This window comes from Streptomyces sp. NPDC029041 (genome assembly GCF_040637515.1).
In the GTDB taxonomy this organism is placed as follows: Bacteria; Actinomycetota; Actinomycetes; order Streptomycetales; family Streptomycetaceae; genus Streptomyces.
Window position 1 is genome coordinate 171,479 of sequence record NZ_JBEZWO010000010.1, and the last position, 26,188, is coordinate 197,666.

At 71.7% G+C, this 26,188-nt stretch carries 23 protein-coding genes and 5 tRNA genes; 9 read left to right on the top strand and 19 right to left on the bottom strand.

Features of this window, described 5'->3' with window-relative positions:
- Positions 1 to 39 precede the first annotated feature (39 nt).
- Both AB0F04_RS26300 and AB0F04_RS26305 read left to right on the top strand, forming a co-directional pair.
- Positions 40 to 1,878, top strand: coding sequence for an HSP90 family protein (locus AB0F04_RS26300; RefSeq protein ID WP_362045530.1), 1,839 nt, complete (start codon positions 40 to 42; stop codon positions 1,876 to 1,878).
- Entirely contained in the window at positions 1,875 to 4,817 is a 2,943-nt protein-coding gene (locus tag AB0F04_RS26305; protein WP_362045177.1) for a tetratricopeptide repeat protein, read from the top strand. The genes AB0F04_RS26300 and AB0F04_RS26305 overlap by 4 nt, the downstream gene beginning before the upstream one ends.
- Before the next feature lie 10 nt (positions 4,818 to 4,827).
- On the opposite strand, the gene AB0F04_RS26310 is transcribed toward AB0F04_RS26305, so the two are convergent.
- Positions 4,828 to 6,567 (bottom strand): DAK2 domain-containing protein, encoded by a 1,740-nt coding sequence (locus tag AB0F04_RS26310; RefSeq protein ID WP_362045179.1) that lies wholly within the window; start codon positions 6,565 to 6,567, stop codon positions 4,828 to 4,830.
- 268 nt (positions 6,568 to 6,835) lie between these two features.
- On the opposite strand from AB0F04_RS26310, the gene rpmB reads away from it, so the two are divergent.
- Complete coding sequence (gene rpmB / locus AB0F04_RS26315) at positions 6,836 to 7,021, top strand: 50S ribosomal protein L28 (protein ID WP_004924906.1); 186 nt, start codon at positions 6,836 to 6,838, stop codon at positions 7,019 to 7,021.
- Positions 7,022 to 7,188: 167 nt separating this feature from the next.
- Here rpmB and thiD read toward each other — a convergent pair whose 3' ends face one another.
- Together thiD and AB0F04_RS26325 are read right to left on the bottom strand one after the other, a co-directional pair.
- Positions 7,189 to 7,986 carry a bifunctional hydroxymethylpyrimidine kinase/phosphomethylpyrimidine kinase gene (gene thiD / locus AB0F04_RS26320; protein WP_362045182.1) on the bottom strand — a complete coding sequence of 266 codons (798 nt, stop codon included), beginning with the start codon at positions 7,984 to 7,986 and terminating at the stop codon, positions 7,189 to 7,191.
- Positions 7,983 to 8,948: a thiamine-phosphate kinase gene (locus AB0F04_RS26325; protein WP_362045185.1), complete on the bottom strand. Its 966-nt coding sequence runs from the start codon at positions 8,946 to 8,948 to the stop codon at positions 7,983 to 7,985. Before AB0F04_RS26325 ends, thiD begins: the two co-directional genes overlap by 4 nt.
- A gap of 206 nt (positions 8,949 to 9,154) precedes the next feature.
- Here AB0F04_RS26325 and AB0F04_RS26330 point away from each other — a divergent pair, with 206 nt between their 5' ends.
- The gene (locus AB0F04_RS26330) at positions 9,155 to 9,388 is read left to right on the top strand and encodes an Lrp/AsnC ligand binding domain-containing protein (protein WP_029384521.1); all 234 of its coding nucleotides are present in this window, start codon (positions 9,155 to 9,157) and stop codon (positions 9,386 to 9,388) included.
- Positions 9,389 to 9,408: 20 nt separating this feature from the next.
- Positions 9,409 to 9,927, top strand: coding sequence for a DUF3515 domain-containing protein (locus AB0F04_RS26335; protein WP_362045188.1), 519 nt, complete (start codon positions 9,409 to 9,411; stop codon positions 9,925 to 9,927).
- Between the two features lie 81 nt (positions 9,928 to 10,008).
- Here AB0F04_RS26335 and AB0F04_RS26340 read toward each other — a convergent pair whose 3' ends face one another.
- The 3 genes from AB0F04_RS26340 to AB0F04_RS26350 are packed head-to-tail and all read right to left on the bottom strand — an operon-like array spanning position 10,009 to position 13,024.
- Positions 10,009 to 11,166: a D-alanine--D-alanine ligase family protein gene (locus AB0F04_RS26340; RefSeq protein WP_362045191.1), complete on the bottom strand. Its 1,158-nt coding sequence runs from the start codon at positions 11,164 to 11,166 to the stop codon at positions 10,009 to 10,011.
- Positions 11,167 to 11,225: 59 nt separating this feature from the next.
- Positions 11,226 to 12,236 (bottom strand): NAD(P)H-dependent glycerol-3-phosphate dehydrogenase, encoded by a 1,011-nt coding sequence (locus AB0F04_RS26345; RefSeq protein WP_362045194.1) that lies wholly within the window; start codon positions 12,234 to 12,236, stop codon positions 11,226 to 11,228.
- Positions 12,233 to 13,024 carry a lysophospholipid acyltransferase family protein gene (locus tag AB0F04_RS26350; protein ID WP_362045197.1) on the bottom strand — a complete coding sequence of 264 codons (792 nt, stop codon included), beginning with the start codon at positions 13,022 to 13,024 and terminating at the stop codon, positions 12,233 to 12,235. The genes AB0F04_RS26345 and AB0F04_RS26350 overlap by 4 nt, the downstream gene beginning before the upstream one ends.
- A gap of 158 nt (positions 13,025 to 13,182) precedes the next feature.
- On the opposite strand from AB0F04_RS26350, the gene cofC reads away from it, so the two are divergent.
- Both cofC and AB0F04_RS26360 read left to right on the top strand, forming a co-directional pair.
- Positions 13,183 to 13,821: a 2-phospho-L-lactate guanylyltransferase gene (cofC, locus tag AB0F04_RS26355; protein ID WP_362045200.1), complete on the top strand. Its 639-nt coding sequence runs from the start codon at positions 13,183 to 13,185 to the stop codon at positions 13,819 to 13,821.
- A 9-nt stretch (positions 13,822 to 13,830) separates the two neighbouring features.
- The gene (locus AB0F04_RS26360) at positions 13,831 to 14,034 is read left to right on the top strand and encodes a hypothetical protein (protein WP_184908503.1); all 204 of its coding nucleotides are present in this window, start codon (positions 13,831 to 13,833) and stop codon (positions 14,032 to 14,034) included.
- A 71-nt stretch (positions 14,035 to 14,105) separates the two neighbouring features.
- On the opposite strand, the gene AB0F04_RS26365 is transcribed toward AB0F04_RS26360, so the two are convergent.
- The 4 genes from AB0F04_RS26365 to leuC form a co-directional block, all read right to left on the bottom strand.
- On the bottom strand, positions 14,106 to 14,744 hold the full coding sequence (locus tag AB0F04_RS26365; protein ID WP_362045203.1) for an HU family DNA-binding protein: 639 nt from the start codon (positions 14,742 to 14,744) through the stop codon (positions 14,106 to 14,108).
- A 135-nt stretch (positions 14,745 to 14,879) separates the two neighbouring features.
- Entirely contained in the window at positions 14,880 to 15,110 is a 231-nt protein-coding gene (locus AB0F04_RS26370; RefSeq protein WP_053668772.1) for a hypothetical protein, read from the bottom strand.
- Between the two features lie 277 nt (positions 15,111 to 15,387).
- Entirely contained in the window at positions 15,388 to 15,981 is a 594-nt protein-coding gene (gene leuD, locus AB0F04_RS26375) for a 3-isopropylmalate dehydratase small subunit (RefSeq protein WP_362045207.1), read from the bottom strand.
- Positions 15,982 to 15,987: 6 nt separating this feature from the next.
- Entirely contained in the window at positions 15,988 to 17,418 is a 1,431-nt protein-coding gene (gene leuC / locus AB0F04_RS26380) for a 3-isopropylmalate dehydratase large subunit (protein WP_362045210.1), read from the bottom strand.
- A 195-nt stretch (positions 17,419 to 17,613) separates the two neighbouring features.
- On the opposite strand from leuC, the gene ndgR reads away from it, so the two are divergent.
- The gene (gene ndgR, locus AB0F04_RS26385) at positions 17,614 to 18,330 is read left to right on the top strand and encodes an IclR family transcriptional regulator NdgR (protein WP_003993203.1); all 717 of its coding nucleotides are present in this window, start codon (positions 17,614 to 17,616) and stop codon (positions 18,328 to 18,330) included.
- A 188-nt stretch (positions 18,331 to 18,518) separates the two neighbouring features.
- Here the strand turns inward: ndgR and AB0F04_RS26390 are convergent.
- The 9 genes from AB0F04_RS26390 to AB0F04_RS26430 all read right to left on the bottom strand — a co-directional run bounded on the left by AB0F04_RS26390 (position 18,519) and on the right by AB0F04_RS26430 (position 22,715).
- A tRNA-Glu gene (locus AB0F04_RS26390) sits at positions 18,519 to 18,591 on the bottom strand.
- A 28-nt stretch (positions 18,592 to 18,619) separates the two neighbouring features.
- A tRNA-Gln gene (locus AB0F04_RS26395) sits at positions 18,620 to 18,691 on the bottom strand.
- A gap of 20 nt (positions 18,692 to 18,711) precedes the next feature.
- Positions 18,712 to 18,784 (bottom strand) — tRNA-Glu (locus tag AB0F04_RS26400).
- Positions 18,785 to 18,831: 47 nt separating this feature from the next.
- Positions 18,832 to 18,904: transfer RNA gene (locus AB0F04_RS26405), tRNA-Glu, on the bottom strand.
- Between the two features lie 21 nt (positions 18,905 to 18,925).
- Positions 18,926 to 18,997, bottom strand: a tRNA-Gln gene (locus AB0F04_RS26410).
- Positions 18,998 to 19,087: 90 nt separating this feature from the next.
- Positions 19,088 to 19,819, bottom strand: a complete 732-nt coding sequence (locus tag AB0F04_RS26415; RefSeq protein WP_362045213.1) for an HAD family hydrolase — start codon at positions 19,817 to 19,819, stop codon at positions 19,088 to 19,090.
- A 257-nt stretch (positions 19,820 to 20,076) separates the two neighbouring features.
- The gene (gltX, locus tag AB0F04_RS26420; RefSeq protein ID WP_362045216.1) at positions 20,077 to 21,561 is read right to left on the bottom strand and encodes a glutamate--tRNA ligase; all 1,485 of its coding nucleotides are present in this window, start codon (positions 21,559 to 21,561) and stop codon (positions 20,077 to 20,079) included.
- Complete coding sequence (locus AB0F04_RS26425) at positions 21,554 to 22,330, bottom strand: fumarylacetoacetate hydrolase family protein (protein WP_362045219.1); 777 nt, start codon at positions 22,328 to 22,330, stop codon at positions 21,554 to 21,556. Before AB0F04_RS26425 ends, gltX begins: the two co-directional genes overlap by 8 nt.
- A gap of 193 nt (positions 22,331 to 22,523) precedes the next feature.
- Positions 22,524 to 22,715: a hypothetical protein gene (locus AB0F04_RS26430; protein ID WP_344458990.1), complete on the bottom strand. Its 192-nt coding sequence runs from the start codon at positions 22,713 to 22,715 to the stop codon at positions 22,524 to 22,526.
- Between the two features lie 601 nt (positions 22,716 to 23,316).
- Between AB0F04_RS26430 and AB0F04_RS26435 the strand changes: the two genes are divergently transcribed.
- Positions 23,317 to 26,188 (top strand): nitrate- and nitrite sensing domain-containing protein (locus AB0F04_RS26435; protein ID WP_362045222.1); only part of this gene is annotated, 2,872 nt, incomplete at its 3' end.

A 26,188-nucleotide genomic window follows, 5' to 3' on the forward strand; every position in this document is an offset into this window, starting at 1 on the left:
ACCCCGCGCCGTCGCGAGTCCCCCACCGGCGCCGTGATGATGGACTCCCAGATCTCACAGCCCTCCCCGGCACCCCAGTCGCCCCCGTCACCTCATTCGTTCCAGGTCGACCTGCGTGGTCTGGTCGACCTGCTCTCCCACCACCTCTACTCCAGTCCCAAGGTGTATCTGCGCGAGCTGCTGCAGAACGCCGTGGACGCCGTCACGGCCCGGCTGGTGGACGAGCCGGACGCCCCTGCCCGCATCCGGCTGCATGCCGAGGGCGGGGCCCTGCGCGTCGAGGACACCGGCGTGGGGCTCACCGAGGCGGACGTGCACAGCCTGCTGGCCACCATCGGGCGCAGCTCCAAGCGGGCCGAGGGGCTGGAAGAGGCGCGGTCCGACTTCCTCGGGCAGTTCGGCATCGGGCTGCTGGCCTGTTTCGTCGTCGCCGAGCGGATCAGGGTCGTCAGCCGCAGCGCCCGAACGCCCGGGGCGCCGCCGGTGGAGTGGACGGCGTCCGACGACGGTTCGTACACGGTGCGGACGCTGCCGGACTCCGAGCGGCCCGAACCGGGCACGACGGTGCACCTGGTGGCCCGGGCAGGTGCCGCGGAGTGGCTCGCGCCCGGGCGGGTCGAGGCGCTGGCCCGGGACTTCGGGTCGTTGCTGCCGTACGACGTCCGGGTCGGCGGCGAGGCGGTCACCGACCTCCCGGCGCCCTGGGACCGTCCGTATCCGGGCCCGGCCGCCCGTCGCGTGGCCCTCGCACGGCACTGCCACGACCTGTTCGGCTTCACCCCGCTGGACACGATCGACCTGTCCGTGCCGCTGGCCGGCATCCGCGGGGTGGCGTACGTGCTGCCGTCGGCGGTCAGCCCGGCCCAGCGCTCGGGTCACCGGGTGCACCTGAAGGGCATGCTGCTGACCGAGCGGGCCGAACAACTGCTGCCCGACTGGGCGTTCTTCGTGCGCTGCGTGCTCGACACGGACAGTCTGCGGCCCACGGCGTCACGGGAGTCGCTGTACGAGGACGAGACGCTGGCCGGCGTGCGGGAGGCGCTGGGCGAGCGGATCCGGGCCTGGCTGACGGGCCTGGCGGCCGGTGATCCGGACCGGCTGGCCGCGTTCCTGTCGGTGCACCACCTGGGCGTGAAGTCGCTGGCCCGGCACGACCGGGAGATGCTGCGCACGATGCTGCCGTGGCTGCCGTTCGAGACGACCGACGGGCGGCTTTCCCTGGAGGAGTTCGCGCAGCGGCACCCGGTGGTGCACTTCACGCGGACCGTCGAGGAGTACCGGCAGGTCGCGCCGATCGCGTCCGCCCAGGGCATCGGCGTGGTCAACGGCGGTTACACCTACGACAGCGAGCTGGTGCAGGCGCTGCCGTCGGTGCGGCCGGGCACCGTGGTCGCCGAGCTGGACGGGGAGACGGTCACCGCGCACCTGGACGCGGTCGACCCGGCCGAGGAGCTGGCCCTGTCCGGCTTCCTGGCGGCGGCCCGGGCCCGGCTCGACCCGCTCGGCTGTGACGTCGTCCTGCGGGCCTTCCACCCGCTCTCCGTGCCCGCGCTGCACCTCGACGACCGGGACGCCCGGCACGAGCAGGCCCGGGCAGACGCCGAGGAGCGGGCCGACGACCTGTGGGCGGGCATCCTCGGCTCGCTGCGCGGCAGCGCACCCCGTGCACGGCTGGTGCTCAACCATCTCAACCCGCTCGTGCGGCGGATCAGCGCGCTGCCCGGCCCGGAGCTGATCGGCACCGCCACGGAGTCGCTCTACGGGCAGGCGCTGCTGATGGCACAGCGGCCGCTGCGGCCGGCCGACTCGGCGCTGCTCAACCGCGCGTTCATCGGCCTCCTGGAGTGGGCCACCCACAGCGAGGACGGTCGGGCATGAGCGAGATCACGGACTTCGACACCCTGCGCGCGGCGATGGCGGAGAACTCCGGGCAGCCGGAGGGCCCGGCCCGCAACGCCCGTGCGGAGGAGCTGCTGACGGCGGCCGAGAGGCTGAACGTCCCGCTGGCCGTGATCGAGGCGCTCGGGCATCAGGTGAAGGTCTACAACTACAGCTCCGAGAAGGGGAAGATGTTCGTCCCCTTCGCGCGGCTGCTGCGGATGTGGGACGAACGGCCCGAGGATTTCGACGAGTACGAGACCCACTCGCTGCACTGGGTCTTCAAGTGGGTCTCGGCCGGCATGCTCGACCAGCCGCACATCCCGCTCGCGTCGATCGAGAAGTGGCTCGGCGAGATGGAGCACCGCTACCGGCTCGCCGGACATTCCGAGCGTGCCGTGCGCAGCGTCGAGCACAGTGTCGCCGCGCACGTCGGGGACATGGCGCGGGCCGAGCGGGCGTACGCCGCGTGGCTGGCCGCCGACCGGGACACCATGGCGGACTGCCACGCCTGCGAACTGCACGGGCAGGGCTGGTGGCAGGCGGAACTGGGGCGGGACGCCGAGGCGCTTCGGCTGTGGCGCCCGGTGCTGGAGGGCGAGTACACCTGCGCCCACGAGCCCCACACAGCCTTCGCGTCCTCCCTGGTGCCGCTGCTTCGGCTGGGCCGCCTGGACGAGGCCCGGGCCAACCACCTGCGGGGCTTCCGGCTCGTCCGGACGATGGAGAGCATGCGCGGTGCGTACGCGGAGCACGTGGAGTTCTGCGCACTGACGGGCAACGAGGCCCGGGGCCTGGAGCTGCTCGCGGAGCGGCCGGCGTACTTCACCGACGACGGGCATCCGCAGAGCAGGCTGGACTTCCTGAGCGTGGTGGCCCTGCTCATGGACCGGCTGACCGGGCTCGGGCTGGGCGAGCGGCAGGTGCCGGGTCCGGCCGGCCGGGAGTGGACCGCCCGTGAACTCGGCGTGCACGCGCGCGGGGAGGCCCTCGCCCTGGCGGCGCGCTTCGACGAGCGCAACGGCACGGCGCACGTGAGCGAGCGGGCACGCGCGCGTATGGCGCGGCAACCGCTCGCGGAACGCCTGACGCTGGGCGTGCGGTCGGTACGCCCGGCTCCCCCGCCCGTTCCGCCTGCCGCAGCGGTCCGCGCCGCCGGGCAGCCGGATCTGCCCGCCCTGCTGGCCGAGGCACGGCGGCTGTCGGACACCCTGCGGCCGAACGCGGTGGAGGCGTGGGCGGCGGCAGCCGAGGCCGCCGAAGGCGCCGAGCTGGACCCGCGCGACCGTGCCGAGATGGCCGACCACGAGGCGATGTCCCTCGGCCCCGAGGGCACCGCGCTCTTCGAGCGGGCAGCGGAGCTCTACGCCGAGGCGGGCGACCCGGGCGAGGCACTCGCGGCACGCGCGCGGGGGGCGTACGTCCGTGCGCTCGCGGGTGACGTGGACGGCGCCGTCGCCGCGGTGACCGGCCTGTACGACGAGATCCTCGCGTTGTACGCCGCGGAGGGCACGGGGATGCGGCAGACGGCGTCCGTCGTGATGAGCCGGGCGCGCATCCTGGCCCGCCGGGCGCACGAGGGCGAGGGCGACGGGCCCGCTCTCGCCGAGGCCGAGACGGCCGTCCGTGAGGTTCTCGCGCTCGTCGACGGCCGGGCCGGTGAGGACGTACGGCTGGCCGCGCGGGTCGCCGAGGCGCAGGCGATGCTCGGGGAGCTGGCGGGGCTCGCCGGGGACCTGGAGAGGGCCGCGGAGCTGTTGGCGCGGGGCGCGGCGGCGTTCGTCGCGGCGGGACTGCCGTGGTACGCGGTGGAGTACGAGGCCCGCCTGGCCACCCTGGCCCACCACCTCGGGGACGCGGCGGAGACCGAGCGGGCGCTGCGTGCGGCCCTGGAGCACGGCGGAGCGCACCTGGAAGCACCGGGCCGGGCCCAGCTGTACCTCCAGCTCGCCGAGGTCGTGGCCGGCCGGGGTGATGCCGTGGAGGCCGCCCGGCACGCCCTGGAGGCCGCCCACTGGGCCGACGAGGCGGGTGAGTCGGCGACGCTGGGTGCCTGGGCGCGACAGCAGCTGGGCGGGTTCCTGCTGCGGCAGGGTCGGTGGGCGGAGGCCGCGGAGGTGCTGGAGTCGGCGCTGCCCGACCTGACCGCCGAGACGCACGGCGACGGGGCTCTCGTGCAGACGCTGTGGTGGCTCGGCGACTGCCTGAGCGAGCTCGGCGAGCACCGCGCGGCCGCGGAACGTCGTCTGCGGGCGGCCGGGATCGCCCGGCACTGGCCCGAGCAGCACGACCACGCCACCCTCGCCCACCTGGCCGGGGAGTCCCTCGGGCAGGCCGGACTGCCCGTCGAGGCGGACCGGGCCTACGCCCGCGCGGGCGACCTGTGGCGCGCGCTCGGCGACGCCCCCGGGCTGATCCGCTCCCTGCGCGCCCGCGCCTGGCTGGCGTTGGAGACCGAGGGCGGCCCGGACGAGGCACGTGCTCTGATGACGGAAGCGGTCCACGCGTGCGAGGCGGCGCGGGAGGCGGCGTCCGACGAGGAGTCCCGGCATCACCTCGTCGCCGAACTCGGCGACACACACCGGCAGTTCGCCGATCTGCTGACCCGATCCGTCTCCGAGGGTTCCGAAGGACCCGCGGCCCGGGCCGTGTTCGAGGAGGCCCTGGTGCGGGTGCAGCGGGCGGCCGAGGTGTTCTCCTCGCTCGGGGAGGGCGCCCTGCACCGCCGCACGGGCGCCGAACTGAGCGCGGGCTGGCTGGAGATCGAGCTGGGCCGCCCGGCCGACGCGAGGGCACGGGCGCGCGTGGTGCTGTCGTCCTACGACGGCTACGACGACGAGCCGGACGCCGCCCCGGAGGCCGAAGGCGAGGGCCGCTCGGCCGTACGGGCCCGGCGGGCGGAGGCGGAGCACATGCTCCGCATCGCGTCGGAGGACTGACCGCCGCCGCTCACTCGACGCCGATGAGAAGCAGGGCCCCCTGCCGTCCGCCCCGGTACAGGACCGTGTCGACGGCGAGGTACCGCTCGCGGACCCGGCTCTCCAGACGCTCGGCGACGGTGTCGGGCACGTCGTCGCCGAGGACCAGGGTGACCATCTCACCCCCGGCCGAGAGCATGCGGTCCAGGACGGTCTCGGCGGTGACCGCGACGTCCGAGCCGATCACGGCCACGTCCCCGTCGATCAGGCCCAGGACGTCACCGGCCTGGCAGATGCCGGCCATCGTCCAGGACTGCCGTTCGGCGACGGTGACCTCGGCGTAACGGGTGGCGCCGGCGGCCGAGGTCATGGACACGACGTCCTCGTCGAAGCGGCGGTCCGGTGCGTGGACGGCCAGCGCCGCGATGCCCTGGACCGCCGAGCGGGTCGGGATCAGGGCCACCCGGACGCCCTCGGCGCGAACCTGCTCGGCGGCCGCGGCAGCGGTGTGGCGCAGGTCGGCGTCGTTGGGCAGCAGCACGACCTCGCGCGCGTGGGCCCGCCGTACGGCCTGGACGAGCTCGCCGCTCGCGGGCGGCTCCCCGGGGCGGGCGAGCACGGTCGTCGCCCCTGCTTCGGTGTAGAGCCCGGCCAGGCCCTCGCCGGGCACGACGGCCACGACCGCCCGCTCGGCGCGCTCCCGCAGCGGCCGCTCGGCGCCGGTGGTGTGCACGTCGCCGGCGCCGAAGTGCGTGATGCGGATGCGGTGGGGCCGCCCGGCCTCGATGCCGGCCTCGACGGCCGCACCCGCGTCGTCGACATGGACGTGGACGTTCCACAGTCCGTCGCCGCCGACCACGACCAGGGAGTCCCCGAGGGCGTCGAGCCGCTGCCGCAGCCGCTCCACGGCCGCGTCCTCGGCGTCCAGGAGGTAGATCACCTCGAAGGCGGGCCCCTCCTCGCCGGGCGGGGCGGCGGCGCCGTCCGTGCACTCGCCCAGGACGCCGTCGCCGGGCAGGGCGCCCGCGGCGGGATGCACGCGCGTGTGGGGGGCGCGGCGAGGGCCCCTCGCCTTCTCCCCCGTGAACGTCTCCACCAGTGCCCCGAGCACCGCGACCAGCCCCCGCCCGCCGGCGTCGACCACCCCGGCGCGCTCCAGGACGGGCAGCCGGCCCGGGGTCTCGGCGAGGGCTGTGCAGGCTCCCTCGTAGGCCGCCCGGGCCACGGTTCCGCAGTCGCCCTCCGCACCGCCGGCGGCGTCGGCGGCGGCCGAGGCGACGGTGAGGACGGTGCCCTCGACGGGATGGGCGACGGCCTCGCGGGCCAAGTCGGCGGCGCGGCGCAGGGCGAGCCCCAGCCCCCGGCCGTCGGCATGGGCGAGGTCGCCCTCGGCCAGCACCTGGGCCATGCCGCGCAGCAGCTGGGCGAGGATCGTCCCGGAGTTCCCGCGGGCGCCGATGAGCGCACCGTGTGCCATCGCCCGGGCCGCGTCGGCGAGCGTCGGCCCTTCGGAGCCCGTGGCACCGAAGCGCGCGGCGCCCGGGCCTCCCGGGGTGCCGGAGCCCGCCGCATGCCCCGCGAACACCGCCTCGACGGCCGCGACCGCGGACTCCACGGTCAGATAGAGGTTGGTGCCGGTGTCGCCGTCCGCCACCGGGTAGACGTTGATCGCGTCGATCTCCTCACGCGCCCGCCCCAGTGTCTCCAGCGCGAGACCGCACCAGGTGCGCACCGCGAGAGCATCGAAGAATGTCTGCGGCACCTGCGCCACTACGCCTCCCTGAGCTGCCGGACGTGGCAGGCAGCGTAGACCCCGGGGCCGTGTTCACCGGAAGTGGGAGGGGACGGGGCCCCTGAGCTGCCATGGTAGTTTCGCTCTACGGGTGCAGCCGTTGTATGCTGCTCCGGTTGCCCGATCTGATCGGGCCTTCCCCCTGGCAACGCCACTCAGATTTCGACCGGCTGCTCACAGCCCGAGAGTCCTGATCCCGGCCTGCCGGGATCAACCGTAAGTGCATCTGAAGTCTTTGGAGTGACCCGTGGCTGCCAACTGCGACGTCTGCGGCAAGGGGCCGGGCTTCGGCAACAACATCTCGCACTCGCACCGCCGTACGCCCCGTCGCTGGAACCCGAACATCCAGCGTGTGCGTACCGTGGTGGGCGGGACGCCGAAGCGCGTGAACGCTTGCACCTCGTGCATCAAGGCCGGCAAGGTCTCGCGCTGACGCTCAGCTAGCGCGCGGCCACTGCTGGTTCGCTGCAGAGCCGGTCCACCTCTGGTGGGCCGGCTCTTTGCCGTGCCTGATTCCCGCCTGCCTGATATGCGCCTGCCTGATATGCGCCGGGCCTCTCCGACGGTCAGGCCCTTCACCGCGCCTGACCGTCAGCGTCGTCAGCGTTCGGTGCCCGTCCGGAAGCGCCAGCCGTGGTCCACCGGCCCGATCCCCCCGCCGAGGGCGAACCCGGCCGCGACGGCCTCCGTGACGTAGTCCTTCGCCGCGGCCACCGCCTCCGGCACGGACTGCCCCTTGGCGAGCTGGGAGGCGATCGCGGAGGCGAGGGTGCAGCCGGTGCCGTGCGTGTGGCGGTTGTCATGCCTCGGCGCCCGCAGCCAGTGCTCCTCCGAGCCGTCGGTGAGCAGGTCGACGGCGTCCCCGGGCAGGTGGCCGCCCTTGATCAGCACCCAGCGCGGCCCGTACGCCAGCACGGCCTCGGCGGCCGTGCGCATGTCGCGTTCCGCCTCGACCCGTACCCCCGCGATCTGGGCCACCTCGTCGAGGTTGGGGGTGGCGACCGTCGCCGCCGGCAGCAGCTTCGTGCGGACGGAGTCCAGCGCGGAGGCGGCGAGCAGGGCGTCACCGTGCTTGGAGACGCCCACCGGGTCGACGACCGCCGGTGCGTCCGTCCCCGCGATCAACTCGGCGACCGCCTCGACGAGTTCCGCCGAGGCCAGCATGCCCGTCTTGACCGCCTGCACGCCGATGTCGTCGACGACACTGCGGTACTGGGCCCGCACGGCCTCCACGGGCAGCTCCCAAGCCCCCTGCACACCGAGGGAGTTCTGCGCGGTCACCGCCGTCACGACGCTCATGCCGTGCACGCCCAGCGCGAGCATCGTCTTGAGGTCGGCCTGGATGCCCGCGCCGCCTCCGGAGTCGGAGCCCGCCACCGTCAGGACGCCCGGGATCATGGCTCTATGTCCCCGAAGTGGTCCCAGCCGCCCTTGCTGGTCCACGGCGCCCCGTCGACCGTCACCTGGGGCAGCGCCGAGGGGTTGAGGACCTCGCCGATGACCTTCCAGCGGGCGGGCAGCTTCACGTCCGGCGGGAAGGTCGCCACGATCGCGTGGTCCTCTCCCCCGGTCAGCACCCACTGCATGGGGTCGACCCCGACGGCCTGACCGATGTCGTTCATCTGGGAGGGGATGTCGATCGCCCCGGAGCGGATGTCGATGCGCACCTTGCTCGCCTCGGCGATGTGACCGAGGTCCGCGATCAGCCCGTCGCTCACGTCGCACATCGCGGTCGCCCCGAGGCCGGCGGCGGCCGGACCCGCGTGATACGGCGGCTCCGGACGCCGGTGCGCCTCCACGAACGCCCGCGGTGAACGGAACCCCCGCGACAGCACCGCGTACCCGGCGGCCGACCAGCCCAGCCAGCCCGTCACCGCGACGCGGTCGCCGGGCCTGGCGCCTGCCCGCGTCACCGGCTCCTGGTTGCGCAGATCGCCGAGCGCGGTGATCGACACCATGATCGAGTCGCCTCGTACGACGTCACCGCCGACCACGGCGGCGCCCGCCACCTGGCACTCGTCGCGCAGGCCGTCCATCAGCTCGCTCGGCCACGTCACCGGCAGCTCGGCCGGGACGGCCAGACCGAGCAGCAGCGCGGTCGGCACGGCGCCCATGGCGGCGATGTCGGCGAGGTTCTGCGCGGCCGCCTTGCGGCCCACGTCGTAGGCCGTCGACCAGTCACGCCGGAAGTGCCGGCCCTCCACCAGGATGTCCGTGCTCGCCACGACCCTGCGGTCGGGGGCGGCCACCACGGCGGCGTCGTCGCCGGGGCCGACCCGGACCGCCGGGGTGGTGGTCAGACGGGAGGTGAGCTCCCTGATGAGCCCGAACTCACCGAGCTCACCAACAGTGCCCTTCATTGCCCTTGCTCCCCTTCTGTCCCTGTCCGTGCCCGGTCGCGAGGCATCTCGGTCCTCGCTACGGTCGAAGTGACCGTCAAGTTCTGCCGGACCTGCACCCCGGCGCGCACAACCCGGTCCCCGTGGGTCTCCCCGCGGCGAGCGGCGACGCGATACCGTGGCGTTCCTTTTCCCCACATGATCCTCGTGGCCGCCCTGGAGGTTCCGTGGTACAGGCGTACATCCTGATCCAGACGGAGGTCGGCAAGGCGTCGACCGTCGCCGAGACGATCGGCAAGATCCCTGGGGTGATCCAGGCCGAGGACGTGACGGGACCGTACGACGTGATCGTGCGGGCCCAGGCCGACACCGTCGACGATCTCGGCCGCATGGTGGTCGCCAAGGTTCAGCAGGTGGACGGCATCACCCGCACCCTGACCTGCCCGGTCGTCCATCTGTAGCCCCCGTCTACCCTGTGCCGGTGAACTCTTTCCGTCACCGGCACCGTTGTGTCTTCCGCGTGTTCCGCCTGCCCGCTGTCGCGCTGTTGATCACTGCTGCGGGCTGCTCCTCAGCAGACGACAGCGCGTCGGCGGCGGTTCCCAGTCCGGACGCGAAGGCCGTGGGACTGTGCCGGAACCTGGACAAGGTACTGCCCGCGAAGGTGGACGGTGAGCGCCGTGCGGATCCCGAGCCCGCCTCGGCGCTGACGGCGGGCTGGGGCAGCCCGGCGATCATACTGCGCTGCGGTGTGCCGCAGCCGCCGAAGATGGTCGATCCCAGGGTCGCCGACGGGCATGATCCGGATGCCGTCGCCGGGGGCGTGAACGGGGTCGACTGGCTGATGGAGAAGCAGGACGACGGCGGGTACGTGTTCACCACCGCCAACCGGGAGGCGTACGTCGAGGTCCGGGCCCCGGAGGGCGCGGACACCTCGGGTGTGCTGATCGATCTGGCTGCCGCTGTGAAGAAGGCGATCCCCGAGGGAATCGCCTCCTGAGCCGTGAGGGTGCCCTTGTCCTGAGTCTGCGGGCCGTGTGTGGCTGGTCGCGCAGTTCCCCGCGCCCCTGCGGAACGCGACCTAGCGCAGGCCCGTCGACCGCCGCAGCGCCGCCTGGACCAGCCGGTCCACCAGCTCCGGGTAGCTCACCCCGCTCGCCTGCCACATCTGCGGATACATCGAGATGGGCGTGAAGCCGGGCATGGTGTTGATCTCGTTGATCACGAACTCGCCGTCCTCGGTGAGGAAGAAGTCCGCACGGACCAGGCCCTCGCAGGACGCCGCCTCGAACGCCTCGACCGCCAGGCGCTGGACCTCGGCCGTCTCCTCGGGCGTGAGGGGCGCGGGGACGAGGCCCGGGGTGGAGTCGATGTACTTGGCCTCGAAGTCGTAGTACGCCTGCGCCTCGGGCGGGGGGATCTCCGCGGGGAGGGAGGCCCGGGGGCCGTCCTCGAACTCCAGGACGCCGCACTCGATCTCGCGGCCGCGCAGCGCGGCCTCCACGAGGATCTTCGGGTCGTGCCGCTGCGCCTCGTCGATGGCCTCGTCGAGGCCGGAGAGGTCGTCGACCTTGGTGATGCCGATCGACGAGCCGGCCCGCGAGGGCTTCACGAACAGCGGCCAGCCGTGCTCGCCGGCGAAGTCGACGATCTTCTTGCGGGCGGCCGCCTGGTCCTGCTGCCACTCGCGCGGGCGCACCACCACGTACGGGCCGACCTTCAGCCCGAAGGAGGTGAACACCCGCTTCATGTACTCCTTGTCCTGGCCCACGGCCGAGGCGAGCACGCCCGAACCCACGTACGGGACGCCGGAGAGCTCCAGCAGGCCCTGGAGGGTGCCGTCCTCGCCGTACGGGCCGTGCAGCACCGGGAAGACCACGTCGACCTCGCCGAGGGCCTTGGGCACCGACCCCGGCTCGCTGTAGACGACTTCGCGGTTGGCGGGGTCGACCGGGAGGATCACTCCGCCCTCGGTGGACTCGGCGAGGGCGTCGACGCTCGGCGGGCGCCGGTCGACGATCGCCATCCGCTCCGGTTCGTCCGCCGTGAGCGCCCAACGCCCGTCCTGCGTGATGCCGATCGGCAGGACGTCGTACTTCGTCCGGTCGATGGCCTTGAGGACGGCGCCGGCGGTGACCACGGAGATCCCGTGTTCGGAGCTGCGCCCGCCGAACACGACGGCCACACGCGGCTTGCGAGGCGGCTGCTCGGGGCTCTGGGGGAGGTTCTCGGTGCTCATATCGCGTTGAGAGTACCCGTTGGTAGGGCCGCTAGTAAGCGCCGCCGGGCTCGCGTCGCTCAGCGTCGTTCGGGCTTCGCGCTGCGCGACATCAGCTCCTTGAGGGCCACCACCGGGGGCTTGCCCTCGTGCACGATGCCGACGACCGTCTCCGTGATCGGCATGTCGACGCCGTGCCTGCGGGCCAGATCGAGCACCGACTCGCAGGACTTGACGCCCTCGGCGGTCTGTTTGGTGACCGCGATGGTCTCCTGCAGGGTCATGCCCTTGCCGAGGTTGGTGCCGAAGGTGTGGTTGCGCGACAGCGGCGAGGAGCAGGTGGCCACCAGGTCGCCCAGGCCCGCGAGCCCGGAGAAGGTCAGCGGGTCGGCGCCGAGCGCCATGCCGAGCCGGGTGGTCTCGGCGAGGCCGCGGGTGATGAGCGAACCCTTGGCGTTGTCGCCCAGGCCCATGCCGTCCGCGATGCCGACGGCGAGACCGATGACGTTCTTCACGGCCCCGCCCAGTTCGCAGCCCACCACGTCCGTGTTGGTGTACGGGCGGAAGTACGGCGTGTGGCAGGCGGCCTGGAGCCGCTGGGCGACGGCCTCGTCGGTGCAGGCCACCACGGCCGCGGCCGGCATCCGCGCGGCGATCTCCCGTGCCAGGTTGGGCCCGGTGACCACGGCGATCCGCTCCGGGCCGACCTTGGCGACGTCGTCGATGACCTCGCTCATCCGCATCGCGGAGCCCAGTTCGACGCCCTTCATCAGCGACACGAGAACCGTGTCCGGGGCCAGCAGCGGGCTCCACTCGGCGAGGTTGCCGCGCAGGGTCTGCGAGGGGACCGACAGCACCGTGAAGTCCGCGTCCGCGGCGGCCTGTGCGGGGTCCGTGGTGGCCCGGACGTTCTCCGGGAGCTCGACGCCCGGGAAGTAGTCGGGATTGGTCCGCGTGGAGTTGATCGCCTCCGCGACCTCCGGGCGGCGCGCCCACAGGGTGACCTCGCACCCCGCGTCGGCGAGCACCATGCCGAAGGCCGTACCCCACGAACCGGCGCTCAGGACCGCCGCCTTGACCGGCTTGCTCACTTGCCCAGCCCCTCTTCCTGCACGGTCTGCCCGGCCTCCCGGTGCGTCTGTGTCTGTGCCTGTGTGCGGCGCCGCTGCTCGATCCGCTCCCGGCGCGGGTCGTACGGCGTCGTGGGTGCCTTCTCCCCGCGGATCAGCTCCAGCTGGGCGGTGACGGCGGCCATGATGACCTCCGTGGCCTCCTTCAGCAGTTCCGCGGTCATCTCCCGGTCGTAGAACCGCGCGAGGTCCACGGGCGGCCCGGCGAGCACGTGGTGCGTCTTGCGCGGCAGCAGATTCGGCTTCTTCGCGTACGGCGGCAGCAACTCGTTGCAGCCCCACTGGGCGACGGGGATGACCGGGCACTTGGTCTGCAGGGCGACGCGCGCGGCCCCGGTCTTGGCGGTCATGGGCCAGCCGTCCGGGTCGCGCGTGAGGGTGCCCTCCGGGTAGAAGGCCACGCATTCCCCGCGGTCCACGGCGTCGATCGCGGCCCGGAAGGCGCTCAGCGCGTCCGTGCTCTCGCGGTAGACGGGGATCTGCCCGGTGCCCCGCATCGCTGCTCCGACGAATCCCTTCTTGAAAAGCCCGCTCTTCGCGAGGAATCGCGGGACGCGCCCGGTGTTGTACTGAAAGTGTGCGTAAGCGAAGGGGTCGACGTGCGAATTGTGGTTCACCGCGGTGATAAATCCGCCCTCGGCCGGAATGTGCTCCATTCCACGCCAGTCCCGCCTGAGCAGAACCACCAGCGGCGGTTTGCAGATCACCGCGGCGAAGCGGTACCAGAAGCCGATTCTGCGGCGGGGCACGCGGACACCTTCCTCTAGGGCCTGAAGCCGGGGCCACGGGGGGCCGCACAAGTGTCGCCCCAGGCCGCCGGTCTGTCGAGAACACCGTACGCCCCGGCACGCCGCCCGCCGGAGGCCCCGGGTGACAATGAGCGCGACAAGAGGAGGACGGAACACCCGTGCAGTGGACCCTGGTCGTACCCCTGAAGCCCCTGGCCCAGGCCAAGAGCAGGCTGGCGGACACCGCGGACGAGGGGCTGCGGCCGGACCTGGCGCTGGCCTTCGCCCAGGACACGGTGGCGGCCGCGCTGGCCTGCCCCGGGGTGGGAGATGTGGCAGTCGTCACGGACGATCTCCGGGCGGGCCGCGAGCTGGCCGCGCTGGGCGCCGCGATCATCCCCGACGAGCCGGGCGGCGGCCTCAACGCCGCCCTCGCACACGCGACGCGGGCCGTACGGTCCGCCCGCCCGGCCCGGGCGGTGGCCGCACTGAACGCCGATCTGCCGGCCCTGCGCCCAGCGGAATTGTCCCGGGTACTGGATGCCGCCGCCGAATTCCCGCGCGCATTTCTCCCGGACGCGGCCGCAATCGGAACGACCCTGCTGTCCGCCGCCCCGGGCCGGGAATTGCGCCCCGCTTTCGGCACGGACTCCCGGGCCCGGCACCGCGCATCCGGGGCCGTGGAACTGCCCCTGACCGCGGTCGATTCCGTACGCCAGGACGTGGACACCGGCGACGACCTGCGCAGCGCGCTGGCCCTGGGGGTCGGTCCTCATACGGCCGCGGCCGCCGCGCGGTTGCTGATACCCGGGCAGTAGGCTGCGGACATGCAGGCGACCGCGTACACGTACGACCCCGAAAGCCGCAGCGGGCAGGTGCTCCTGGACGACGGCACCCCGGTGCCCTTCGACGCGGCCGCGTTCGACGCGGGTGGCCTCAGACTGCTGCGCCCGGGCCAGCGGGTACGCATCGAGGTGGAAGGGGCGCGGGAGGCGCTCCGGATCACTCTGGTGACCCTGCAGACCCTTTGACCACGGGCTGAACACGCCGCGGGCCGGACTCCGTGCGGAGTCCGGCCCGGCGCGTGAGTACCCCGTTGCCCTTACTTCTTGCGGGCGGTGGTCTTCTTGGCGGTGGTCTTGCGCGCCGTCGACTTCTTGGCGGGCGCCTTCTTGGCCGTGGCCTTCTTCGCCGGGGCCTTCTTCGCGGTGGTCTTCTTCGCGGCGGTGGTCTTGGACGCCGCCGTGGTCTTGGCGGGCGCCTTCTTCGCGGTGGTCTTCTTCGCCGCCGCGGTCTTCGTCGTGGCCTTCTTCGCCGTCGTCTTCTTGGCGGTGGTCTTCTTGGCGGCGGCCGACTTGGTGGTCGCCTTCTTCGCGGCGGCCTTCTTGACCGTCGCGCCGGCACCGCCGCTCAGGCTGCCCTTCGGCGCCTTCTTGACGGAGACCTCACCGCCACGAGGCAGCTTCTTCGAGCCGCTGACCAGGTCCTTGAAGCCCTGACCGGCGCGGAAGCGCGGAACGGAGGTCTTCTTGACCCGAACCCTCTCGCCCGTCTGGGGGTTACGGGCGTACCGGGCCGGGCGGTCGACCTTCTCGAACGAACCGAAGCCGGTGACCGAGACCCGCTCACCCGAGACGACCGCTCGGACGATGGCGTCCAGTACATGGTCGACAGCGTCGGCGGCCTGCTGACGGCCGCCCATCTTGTCGGCAATCGCTTCTACGAGCTGCGCCTTGTTCACGTCTTCCCCTTCGGAGACATCGCCAGAACGAAAGTGTTCAAGCTTTTCGCACGTTAGGCAGATATATACCGCAAATCAAACACGAAACGGGCTTATCACCCTTGTGCCGCAGCGGACTCGACGGTGCCGAGAGGCTCAGCGTTCCTCGACGGGGAGACGTCCCTCGTCGAGGTCCGTATTGAACCGCTCAAGCCGCCTTGCCGCGTCGGCGAGATCGTGCTTGGCCGCGGCCGTAATGACCAGCAGCTTCCGGGTCAGCGCCATCCGTACGCCCTCCGGGACTTGCAGTGCGCGCACCCTTGTGTGCGCTTCCTTGAGTTGGTCCGCGACTGCCGCATAGAGCTCGAGTTGGCCGTCGTGTTCCATGCACAGATTGTGCCATCTGGGGCGAGTTGTCGCCTGCGCAGGGGACAACTGCCGCCTCTAACGGCCTTCCCGGCACACGTGGAAGTCACGGCTGTACCCCTCGCTTACCCCAGCAACCACGGGCTTAACGCGGGAAGTTGGCAGCCGAACTGCGGGTGGGCAGGGCCGTTCGGGTGCAGACACGGCTGTACCCCCGATCGGGCTGATCGGGGGTACAGAGGGGATGTTGCTCTGGCCGAAAGTCGCCTTGCTCTCAGGCGGCGGACCGTGCCCGGGGTCAGACCGGGAGGGTGCGCGGTTTGAAGGCGGGGCGCTTGGCCTCGTAGGCGGCGATGTCCGCCTCGTTCTGCAGGGTGATCGAGATGTCGTCGAGGCCGTTCAGCAGCCGCCAGCGGGAGTTCTCGTCCAGCTCGAAGGCGGCGGTGATGCCCTCGGCGCGCACTTCGCGAGCCTGGAGGTCGACGGTGATCTCCGCCTGCGGGTCCTTCTCGGTGAGCTCCCACAGCGCGTCCACGGTCCCCTGCTCCAGAACGACCGTGAGCAGGCCGTTCTTGAGCGAGTTGCCGCGGAAGATGTCGGCGAAGCGGGAGGAGATCACGGCCTTGAAGCCGTAGTTCTGCAGTGCCCAGACGGCGTGCTCACGCGAGGAGCCGGTGCCGAAGTCGGGGCCGGCGACCAGGACGGTCGCGCCCTTGCGCTCGGGCTGGTTGAGCACGAACGATGCGTCCTTGCGCCAGGCCTCGAACAGCCCGTCCTCGAACCCGTCGCGCGTGACCTTCTTGAGCCAGTGGGCGGGGATGATCTGGTCGGTGTCCACGTTGGAGCGGCGCAGCGGGACGGCCCGGCCGGTGTGGGTGGTGAAGGCTTCCATGACTGATCAGACTCCAGCGGGCGTGCGGGTTGCGGCGTCGGACAGGTCGGCCGGGGAGGCCAGGTGACCGAGGACGGCGGTGGCGGCCGCGACCTGGGGCGAGACCAGGTGGGTGCGTCCGCCCTTGCCCTGCCGGCCCTCGAAGTTGCGGTTGGAGGTGGACGCGGAGCGCTCACCGGGGGCGAGCTGGTCGGGGTTCATGCCCAGGCACATCGAGCAGCCCGCGTGCCGCCACTCGGCGCCGGCCTCCTTGAACACCACGTCCAGGCCCTCGGAGACGGCCTGCAGACCCACCCGCGCGGAGCCCGGGACGACCAGCATCCGTACGCCGTCGGCGACTTTGCGGCCCTTCAGCAGCTCGGCGGCGGCGCGCAGGTCCTCGATGCGGCCGTTGGTGCAGGAGCCTACGAAGACGGTGTCCACGGTGATGGAGCGCAGCGGCTGCCCGGCCTCCAACCCCATGTACTCCAGGGCCTTTTCGGCGGCGTAGCGCTCCGATGCGTCTTCGTACGAAGCAGGATCGGGGACGGACGCCGAAAGCGGTGCGCCCTGCCCGGGGTTGGTGCCCCAGGTGACGAACGGCGACAGTTCGGCGGCGTCGATGACCACCTCGGCGTCGAACTCGGCGTCCTCGTCGGTCCTGAGCGTCTTCCAGTACGCGACGGCCGCGTCCCAGTCCTCGCCCTCGGGAGCGTGCGGACGGCCCTGGAGGTAGGCGAAGGTGGTCTCGTCCGGGGCGATCATGCCCGCGCGGGCGCCGGCCTCGATCGACATGTTGCAGATGGTCATGCGGGCTTCCATCGACAGCTTCTCGATGGCCTCGCCGCGGTACTCCAGGACGTAGCCCTGGCCGCCGCCGGTGCCGATCTTCGCGATGATCGCCAGGATCAGGTCCTTGGCGGTGACGCCGTCGGGCAGTTCGCCGTCGACGGTGATCGCCATGGTCTTCGGGCGGGACATCGGCAGCGTCTGGGTGGCCAGCACGTGCTCCACCTGGGAGGTGCCGATGCCGAACGCCAGCGCGCCGAAGGCACCGTGCGTGGAGGTGTGGGAGTCACCGCACACCACGGTGGTGCCCGGCTGGGTCAGACCCAGCTGCGGGCCCACCACGTGCACGACGCCCTGCTCGACGTCGCCCAGCGGGTGCAGACGCACGCCGAACTCGGCGGCGTTCTTGCGCAGCGTCTCCAGCTGCACCCGCGAGACCGGGTCCGCGATCGGCTTGTCGATGTCCAGGGTGGGGGTGTTGTGGTCCTCGGTGGCGATGGTGAGGTCCAGACGCCGCACCGTGCGGCCGCTCTTGCGCAGACCGTCGAAGGCCTGCGGGCTGGTCACCTCGTGCAGCAGGTGCAGATCGATGAAGAGAAGGTCGGGCTCGCCCTCCGCGCGCCGGACGACATGGTCGTCCCAGACTTTCTCCGCGAGTGTCCTACCCATCGCTGTTCCCTCCGGCCGGCGACGGTCCGCCGACCCAACTAGAGATCTTGAGGAGGCAGTGCCCGTACCCCTGAACCCGAGCACGCACCACCAGGCCCTTACGTCACGGGCCGTTGTGACTTCGTGATTCCAGGGTGGCGCGTTCCACGGAAAATTGAACTTGCGTTTCACAGAGTGAGACGCGAGTATCGTTTCATGGACAACAGTAGCGGCGTCGGCGTTCTGGACAAGGCGGCCCTCGTCCTGAGCGCTCTGGAGTCCGGTCCGGCCACCCTCGCGGGGTTGGTCGGTGCCACCGGACTGGCACGACCCACGGCCCACCGCCTGGCCGTGGCCCTGGAGCACCACCGCATGGTGGCGCGCGACATGCAGGGTCGTTTCATTCTCGGCCCTCGCCTGGCCGAGCTTGCCGCGGCCGCGGGCGAGGACCGTCTCCTCGCCACCGCAGGACCGGTGCTCACCCACCTCCGGGACATCACGGGCGAGAGCGCACAGCTCTATCGCCGTCAGGGCGACATGCGCATCTGCGTCGCCGCGGCGGAGCGCCTGTCCGGCCTTCGGGACACGGTCCCGGTCGGTTCCACGCTCACGATGAAGGCCGGCTCCTCGGCCCAGATCCTGATGGCCTGGGAGGAGCCCGAGCGGCTGCACCGCGGTCTGCAGGGGGCGCGCTTCACGGCGACGGCGCTGTCGGGTGTGCGGCGGCGGGGCTGGGCCCAGTCGATCGGCGAGCGGGAGCCGGGCGTCGCGTCCGTGTCCGCGCCGGTGCGGGGGCCGTCGAACCGGGTGGTGGCCGCTGTGTCGGTGTCCGGGCCGATCGAGCGGCTGACCCGGCACCCGGGGCGGATGCATGCGCAGGCTGTGATCGACGCCGCGGGGCGCCTCTCCGAGGCGTTGCGGCGTACCGGCTGATCGACACGGGGAGTTTCGGGGAGGCTCGCCTCAACGCCGCGGCAGGCTTTCCCCGACTACTCGCCGTGGGACGTGCGGTTTTGCTGTCGAGTGCCGGCACGTCGCGGTTGATCGCGCAGTTCCCCGCGCCCCCAAGAAGGTACGTACGTGAAAGGCCCCCCACAGCAGTGGAGGGCCTTTCGCCGATGTACCCCCGACCGGATTCGAACCGGCGCTACCGCCTTGAGAGGGCGGCGTGCTAGGCCGCTACACAACGGGGGCGTGGAGCCTGCGTTTCCGCAGGTCCGAGCTGGTCTACCTGGACTCGAACCAAGACTAACTGAACCAGAATCAGTCGTGCTGCCAATTACACCATAGACCAATGTGGTTTAGACCAGACAGTACCCCCGACCGGATTCGAACCGGCGCTACCGCCTTGAGAGGGCGGCGTGCTAGGCCGCTACACAACGGGGGCCCTAGCAGTCCCGAGATGATCGTCGATCTGCCGATCTTCGGAACCAGTACCCCCGACCGGATTCGAACCGGCGCTACTGCCTTGAGAGGGCAGCGTGCTAGGCCGCTACACAACGGGGGCGATGCAGATGAGCTCTGCGAGCTGGCCTACCTGGACTCGAACCAAGACTAACTGAACCAGAATCAGTCGTGCTGCCAATTACACCATAGGCCACTGGAACGCAAGCCCCCAGGGGGTTCGTGTTCTAGCTGTGCGCCTGGGATTCCGGCCTTCCGGCCCGCTCCCCGCGGCGCAGGAAGAACATTACCCGAAGGTGGACGGGGCTCCAAAACGACTATCCGAGCCGAGCAGCGACGGCAGTTCGCCCAGGGACGCGATGCGGTGCGGCCCGACGGGCGGGTCGATCGTGGCGTACAGGCCGCCGCGGTCGATCCACACCGACAGCAGTCCCGCCTCGGCGGCGCCCCGTCCGTCGATCTCCGGGTGATCGCCGACGTAGGCGACCCGGTGCGGCGGCAGCCCGAGGAAGTCGCAGGCCGCGAGGAACGCGCCGGCCTCGGGCTTGGAGACGCCGAGCTCGGCTGCGCACAGGATGGTCTCGAAGCGGTCGTGGACGCCGAGGGCGCGCAGCTTGCGGTCCTGGACGTGGAGGCTGGAGTTGGAGAGCACGGCGTGCCGGTGGCTCGCCGAGAGGGCGTCGAGGACGGGCAGGACATCCGGGAAGAGGGCCCAGACCGCCTCGTAGTGGGTGACGTACCGCTGGAACCACGCGTCGGCCTCGGCGTCGGTGAGGTCCCGGTCCAGGAACACCCGTACGCGGTCGCGCCGCTGTTCCTCGAAGGAGGCTTCGCCGGCCGAGAAGCGGGCCCACTGCAGGTGGGTGATCTCCCGCCACCGCTCGATGGCCTGCTCGACGCTGGCGTAGCCGTCGAGCAGGCCCTCCGCGGTGAGGTGGGCGCGCATGCCGAGGCGGTCGGCGGTGGTGTAGTCGAAGAGGGTGTCGTCGACGTCCCAGACCACGGCTTGGATGCTCATGCTCCGACCGTACCCACCGCGTCCCCGGCTCAGCCCGGGGTCATGGTGCCGGTGAGGGTGAGGTGCGCCGCCCCGTCACGCACGCGGTCCGCTCGCCCGCTGCCACTGATGACGACACGCGCCCGGACGACGGCCACGGCGCGCTCTGCGCGACGGAGGACGGGAGTTGGCCCGCCCCCGGGCGACGGGCGGGCGGGCGGACGCGGTGAGGGCGGCGTCCGGGACCGGACGCCGCCCTCACCGTGTGGTGCTCCGCTCTACGCGGCCAGCTTCGCCAGCGCCGCGTCGATCCGGGCCAGGGTGGTCTCCTTGCCGAGGACCTCCAGGGACTCGAAGAGCGGCAGGCCGACCGTGCGGCCGGTGACGGCGACGCGGACGGGGGCCTGGGCCTTGCCGAGCTTGAGGCCGTGAGCCTCGCCGGCGGCCAGGACGGCCTCCTTGAGCGACTCGGCCGAGGTCCAGTCGGCGGCCTCGAGCTTCTCGCGGGCCGTGCGCAGCAGGGCGTCCGAGCCCTCCTTCATGGCCTTCGTCCAGGAGGCCTCGTCCTCGGCCGGCTCCGGAAGGAACAGGAAGTCGACGTTGTCGGTGATCTCCGACAGGACCTTGAGGCGGGTCTGCGCGTGCGGCGCGATGGCCTGCCACTTGGCCTCGTCGAAGGCCTCCGGGGCCCAGGGGGCGAACGGCGCCTGGAGCCAGGGGCGGCAGCGCTCCGTGAAGTCCTTCACATCCAGCATGCGGATGTGGTCGCCGTTGATCGCCTCGCACTTCTTGAGGTCGAAGCGCGCCGGGTTGGGCTGCACGTCGGAGATCTCGAAGGCCGCGGTCATCTCGTCGATCGAGAACACGTCCTGGTCGGCCGAGAGAGACCAGCCGAGCAGGGAGAGGTAGTTGAGCAGGCCCTCGGGGAGGAAGCCGCGCTCCCGGTAGAGGTTGAGGGAGGACTGCGGGTCGCGCTTGGAGAGCTTCTTGTTGCCCTCGCCCATCACGTACGGCAGGTGGCCGAAGGACGGGATCTCCTGGGCGATGCCCAGCTCGATCAGCGCCTTGTACAGGGCGATCTGGCGGGGGGTGGAGGAGAGGAGGTCCTCGCCGCGCAGGACGTGGGTGATCTCCATCAGGGCGTCGTCGACGGGGTTGACCAGGGTGTACAGCGGGGCGCCGTTGGCGCGGACGATGCCGTAGTCCGGGACGTTCTCCGGGGTGAAGGTCAGTTCGCCGCGGACCAGGTCGGTGAAGGTGATCGTCTCGTCGGGCATCCGGAAGCGGACGATGGGCTCGCGGCCCTGCGCCCGGTACTCCTCGACCCGGGCGGCGGTCAGCTCGCGGCAGTGGCCGTCGTAGCCGGAGGGCTTGCCGGCGGCGCGGGCGGCCTCGCGGCGGGTGTCCAGCTCGTCCTGGGAGCAGTAGCAGCGGTAGGCGTGGCCGGCGTCGAGCAGCTTCTGCGCGACGTCCTTGTAGAGGTCCATGCGCTGCGACTGGCGGTACGGCGCGTGCGGGCCGCCGACCTCGGGCCCCTCGTCCCAGTCGAAGCCCAGCCAGCGCATCGAGTCGAGCAGCTGGGTGTACGACTCCTCGGAGTCGCGGGCCGCGTCGGTGTCCTCGATGCGGAAGACCAGGGTGCCCTGGTGGTGCTTGGCGAACGCCCAGTTGAACAGGGCGGTGCGGACCAGGCCCACGTGGGGGTTACCGGTGGGCGAGGGGCAGAAACGGACGCGTACGGGGGAGCCGGATGCGCTAGCCACGCTTGACAACCTTGTTGGTGAGAGTGCCGATGCCTTCGATGGTGACGGCGACCTCGTCGCCGACGTTGAGGGGGCCGACCCCAGCCGGGGTGCCCGTGAGGATCACGTCGCCGGGGAGCAGCGTCATGGCCTCGGAGATGTTGACGATCAGGTCCTCGACGGAGTGGATCATCTCGCTGGTGCGGCCGAGCTGGCGCTGCTGGCCGTTGACCGTGAGCTGGATGGTGAGGTCGCTCGCGTCCAGGTCCGTCTCCACCCAGGGGCCGAGCGGGCAGGAGCTGTCGAAGCCCTTGGCCCGGGCCCACTGCTTCTCGCGCTTCTGCACGTCGCGGGCGGTGACGTCGTTGGCGCAGGTGTAGCCGAAGATCACGTCCTTGACGCGCTCGCGCGGGACCTCGCGGCACATCCGGCCGATGACCACGGCCAGCTCGGCCTCGTGGTGCACCTCCTCGGAGAAGGAGGGGTACTGGATCTCGTCACCGGGGCCGATCACCGAGGTGGAGGGCTTGAAGAAGGCGAAGGGGGCGTCGGGCACCTCGTTGCCCAGCTCGCGCGCGTGCTCCGCGTAGTTGCGGCCGAAGGCCACGACCTTGTTGGGGAGCACCGGCGGCAGCAGCCTGACCTTGCCGACCGGCACCTTCGTGCCGGAGAGCTCGAAGTCCGCGAACGGGATGCCCTTGATGATGTTCAGGACGAGTTCGTCCTGCTTGTCGCCCTCGATGGCGCCGAAGGCGACGTTCCCGTCGATGGAGAACCTGGCGATGCGCACGGGTTGCTTGGCCCCTTGACTGAAGCGGCTGGAGTCTGACGGTCCAGGCTAACGCGGGGAGGCGGACTCGCCCCGCGTATGACGAGGGGGCGCCCCGTCACGTGCGAAAGGGCGCCCCGTCACAGGGCGCCCTTTCGGAAATCCGGTCCCGCCGCCGTGAGCATCCGGCGGCCGGCACGCGTACTGGGTGGTGTCACTCCGCGGCCGCGGCGGCCGCGACGGGGATCTCCATGAGGACGGTGCGCTTGGGGTTTGCGGTCTGGGCCGGCAGTTCGACGGGGTGCTCCGGCTGCTCCGGCGTCTGCAGTTCGTCGGCGTCGTTCAGGTGTGCCAGCGTCGTGCGTCGCGGGTTGGCGATCTTGTGGAACATCGTCGTCGTCTTCACTGTTTACTTGACCCTGTCCTGTGACGGGCGCCCGGGGGGTGCTGAACCCCCGTACGGGCGCGGGTTGTCGGTTGTGCCATCGCTGTAAAGCGTCAGGCTAAACATCCGATTCCCCGGCCCTGTCGCGCAGGGATCATGATCGGCATGTGAGTTTTCTCACGAATCAGAGGGCGAATCGGTCAATTCGGACTCTCGGTCCACCCCAACGAAACGGACATTGGCTTACTGAAGCCATCATTCCGCTGCTGATCATGGCGACTGGGACACCGGGCATGGCCTGTCGACTCGCGGGCTTATGCCCGGAATGGGCGAACTCGCTTTCTACGACCGGTGATCCGTCACTCACGTGGTGTCACCTACATCACGGCTCGGCCTACGGGCCTTGTTGGAGATCCTGTGCTGTGCTGGAATCTCACGGACCGCCGCAGGATCGAGCCGGCGCACAGGGGGCGCACAGACGCGCCGAGTGGCGGTGAGAAGGGGAAGCCGGCGCCGGTCACTCACGACCACCACGGGGGCGTTTTCAGGGCGTCCCCAGAACGCCGACACCGTGCCCCGCCGTTCAGGCGACGGGGTGCCTGGTCCAGAGGTTGCGACGCTAGTGCAGGGACGTTTCAAGAGGGATGGCAGCGCTTCGGCGGAGCCGGAGCCGCACGGCGGGACTGGCCCCGTGAAAGGCGGCCCCGCGCCCCAGCACGCCCAGAACCAGGGCCCGGCAGGTGACGGCGGTGAGCGCTCCGCGCGCGCCGGTGCATCGGCGCCGTCGGGGGCCGCGGGTTCTTCCCCGGCGCTGAAGCCGCCGGCGGGCCCGACCGGCCCGGGGTCGCGAATAGCCCTGCGCAACTGGCGCATCTCCACGCGACTGGTGTCGCTGCTCGCCCTCCCGGTGGTCGCGGCCACCTCGCTGGGCGCGCTGCGTATCGACCAGTCCATGGACGACATCCAGCAGCTCGACAACATGAAGCTGCTGACCGACATGACCAAGCAGGCCACCGAGCTGTCGGCCGCGCTCCAGGAGGAGCGCGACCAGTCGGCGGGCCCGCTGGCGCACGGCGGCAAGGCGAGCGACTTCACGGTCAAGGGACTTCGCGAGAAGACCGACCGGGCGAGGAAGAACTTCCTCGACAGCTCCGAGGAGATCGACGGCGCCAGCAAGGACGGCAACCTCAAGGGCGTCCGCGAGTACCTCGTCCAGCTCGCCGGCGAGCTCGGCGACCTGGAGCAGATCCGCAAGGGCGCCTACGCCTCCGAGGACAACTCCACGCAGACGATCGAGGCGTACCACCGTCTGATCGAGAACCTGATCGACCTCTCCCAGGACATGGCCGAGGCGACCAGCAACCCGGACATGATCCAGCGCACGCGTGCGCTCGCGGCGTTCTCCTCCGCCAAGGAGTACTCCTCGATCCAGCGCGCGGCCCTCGCCGCGGCACTGCCCGCGAGCAACACCACGACCGGCAAGCTCTCGCCGAACGACCGGCTCTACGCCGAGTCGGCCCTGGAGAGCCAGGACTCCGAGATCCGCAGCTTCAAGAGCATCTACGGCGAGGACGCCGCCGCCGAGCTGCTCAAGCCGATCGAGGACGGCGGCAACTCGACGATCAAGGCGACCGACACCTACGCCGGCCGCGCCCTGAAGTCCGCGAGCGGTCTCGCCCAGCAGGACAAGCGGTCCTACCGCGACTGGCTGGACGACAGCTCCACCAAGATCCAGCAGATGAAGAACATCGAGCACACGCTGCTCGAGGAGATGGAGCAGAAGGCCCGCGAGCTGCGCAGCGCCACCGAGCGCGACGCGATCATCTCCGGTGCCCTGATCCTGATCGTGCTCGGTGTGTCGCTGGTCGGCGCCTTCGTCGTGGCGCGGTCCATGATCCGCTCGCTGCGCCGCCTGGAGGACACCGCGACCAAGGTCGCCTCCGACCGTCTGCCCGAGCTGGTCAAGCAGCTCTCCGAGTCCGACCCGCAGGACGTCGACACGTCCGTGGAGTCGGTCGGTGTGCACTCCCGCGACGAGATCGGCCGGGTGGCCGCGGCCTTCGACGACGTGCACCGCGAGGCGGTCCGCCTCGCCGCCGAGCAGGCCCTGCTGCGGGGCAACGTCAACGCGATGTTCACCAACCTCTCGCGCCGCTCCCAGGGTCTGATCCAGCGCCAGCTGTCGCTGATCTCCGAGCTGGAGTCCCGCGAGGCCGACCCGGACCAGCTGTCCTCGCTGTTCAAGCTCGACCACCTCGCCACGCGCATGCGCCGTAACGGTGAGAACCTCCTCGTCCTCGCGGGTGAGGAGCCCGGCCGCCGCTGGACCCGTCCGGTCCCGCTGGTCGACGTGCTCCGCGCCGCCGCGTCCGAGGTGGAGCAGTACGAGCGCATCGAGCTGGCCTCGGTGCCCACCACCGAAGTGGCCGGCCGCGTGGTCAACGACCTCGTGCACCTGCTCGCCGAGCTGCTCGAGAACGCGACCTCCTTCTCCTCGCCGCAGACCAAGGTCAAGGTCACCGGTCACGCGCTGCCCGACGGCCGGGTTCTCATCGAGATCCACGACACCGGTATCGGTCTGTCGCCGGAGGACCTGGCGGCGATCAACGAGCGGCTCGCCTCTCCCCCGACGGTGGACGTCTCCGTCTCCCGCCGCATGGGTCTGTTCGTGGTCGGCCGGCTGTCCCAGCGGCACGGCATCCGCATCCAGCTGCGCCCGTCCGACTCCGGTGGCACGACCGCGCTGGTCATGCTGCCCGTCGATGTCGCCCAGGGCGGCAGGAAGCCCCAGCCCAAGCAGGCCGGTCAGCCTCCCGTCGGTGGTGGTCCCGCCGCCGCGCAGGCCGCCGCCGGTGCGGCCGCGGCCCGGCGTGCCGCCGGGGCGGGCCAGGGCGGCGGTGCCCTCGGCGCCGGTGCGTCCGGCGGTGCCTTCGGTGGCGGTGTCTCCGGTGGCGGCCGGCTCGCTGCCGGTCAGGGTCCGCGGGCCGCGCTGCCCGGGCGCGACGCGGACGGTGGCCGTCCGGGAGCGCCGGGTGGAGCGCGCGGACCGCAGGGTCCGGGGACCTCGTCGTTCGAGCAGGGTGGTTCCTCGCAGGGCCGTCCCGCTCCCGCGGGCACCGGGTTCGGCCAGCAGGCGCCGGGCGCCCCGCAGGGTCTGCAGGCGGCCGGCACCAACGGGCCGCAGGGCCAGGACGCCTTCGGCGGCGGCCGGAGCCGCAAGAAGCAGGGCGGCGACCCCGAGCAGGGCACGGGCCGCAGGCCGCAGCTGCCGCCGCGCGGCGGACCGCGTGCCGAACTGCCCGGCGGTGACGCGCAGCCGCGCGTGCCGAGCTGGAGCGACGAGAACGCCCAGCCGCCGGCGCCGCGCGCCTCGATGGACGCCCCGCGCGGGCACGAGGAGCCCGACCTGTCCCGTACGTCGTCGCTGCCGCGGGCCCCCCGCCCGCCCGGGGGGGGGGCGCCGGGCCCGCGGGCGGGCCGGCCGCGGGGGGGCC

Excerpts from the sequence above, each read along its gene's own strand:
- AB0F04_RS26300 (WP_362045530.1), top strand. The coding sequence starts at position 40 with ATGGACTCCCAGATCTCACAGCCCTCCCCGGCACCCCAGTCGCCCCCG.
- AB0F04_RS26305 (WP_362045177.1), top strand. The coding sequence starts at position 1,875 with ATGAGCGAGATCACGGACTTCGACACCCTGCGCGCGGCGATGGCGGAG.
- thiD (WP_362045182.1), bottom strand. The coding sequence starts at position 7,986 with ATGATCCCGGGCGTCCTGACGGTGGCGGGCTCCGACTCCGGAGGCGGC.
- AB0F04_RS26325 (WP_362045185.1), bottom strand. The coding sequence starts at position 8,948 with ATGAAGGGCACTGTTGGTGAGCTCGGTGAGTTCGGGCTCATCAGGGAG.
- AB0F04_RS26340 (WP_362045191.1), bottom strand. The coding sequence starts at position 11,166 with ATGAGCACCGAGAACCTCCCCCAGAGCCCCGAGCAGCCGCCTCGCAAG.
- AB0F04_RS26360 (WP_184908503.1), top strand. The coding sequence starts at position 13,831 with ATGCAGGCGACCGCGTACACGTACGACCCCGAAAGCCGCAGCGGGCAG.
- AB0F04_RS26370 (WP_053668772.1), bottom strand. The coding sequence starts at position 15,110 with ATGGAACACGACGGCCAACTCGAGCTCTATGCGGCAGTCGCGGACCAA.
- leuD (WP_362045207.1), bottom strand. The coding sequence starts at position 15,981 with ATGGAAGCCTTCACCACCCACACCGGCCGGGCCGTCCCGCTGCGCCGC.
- leuC (WP_362045210.1), bottom strand. The coding sequence starts at position 17,418 with ATGGGTAGGACACTCGCGGAGAAAGTCTGGGACGACCATGTCGTCCGG.
- ndgR (WP_003993203.1), top strand. The coding sequence starts at position 17,614 with ATGGACAACAGTAGCGGCGTCGGCGTTCTGGACAAGGCGGCCCTCGTC.
- AB0F04_RS26415 (WP_362045213.1), bottom strand. The coding sequence starts at position 19,819 with ATGAGCATCCAAGCCGTGGTCTGGGACGTCGACGACACCCTCTTCGAC.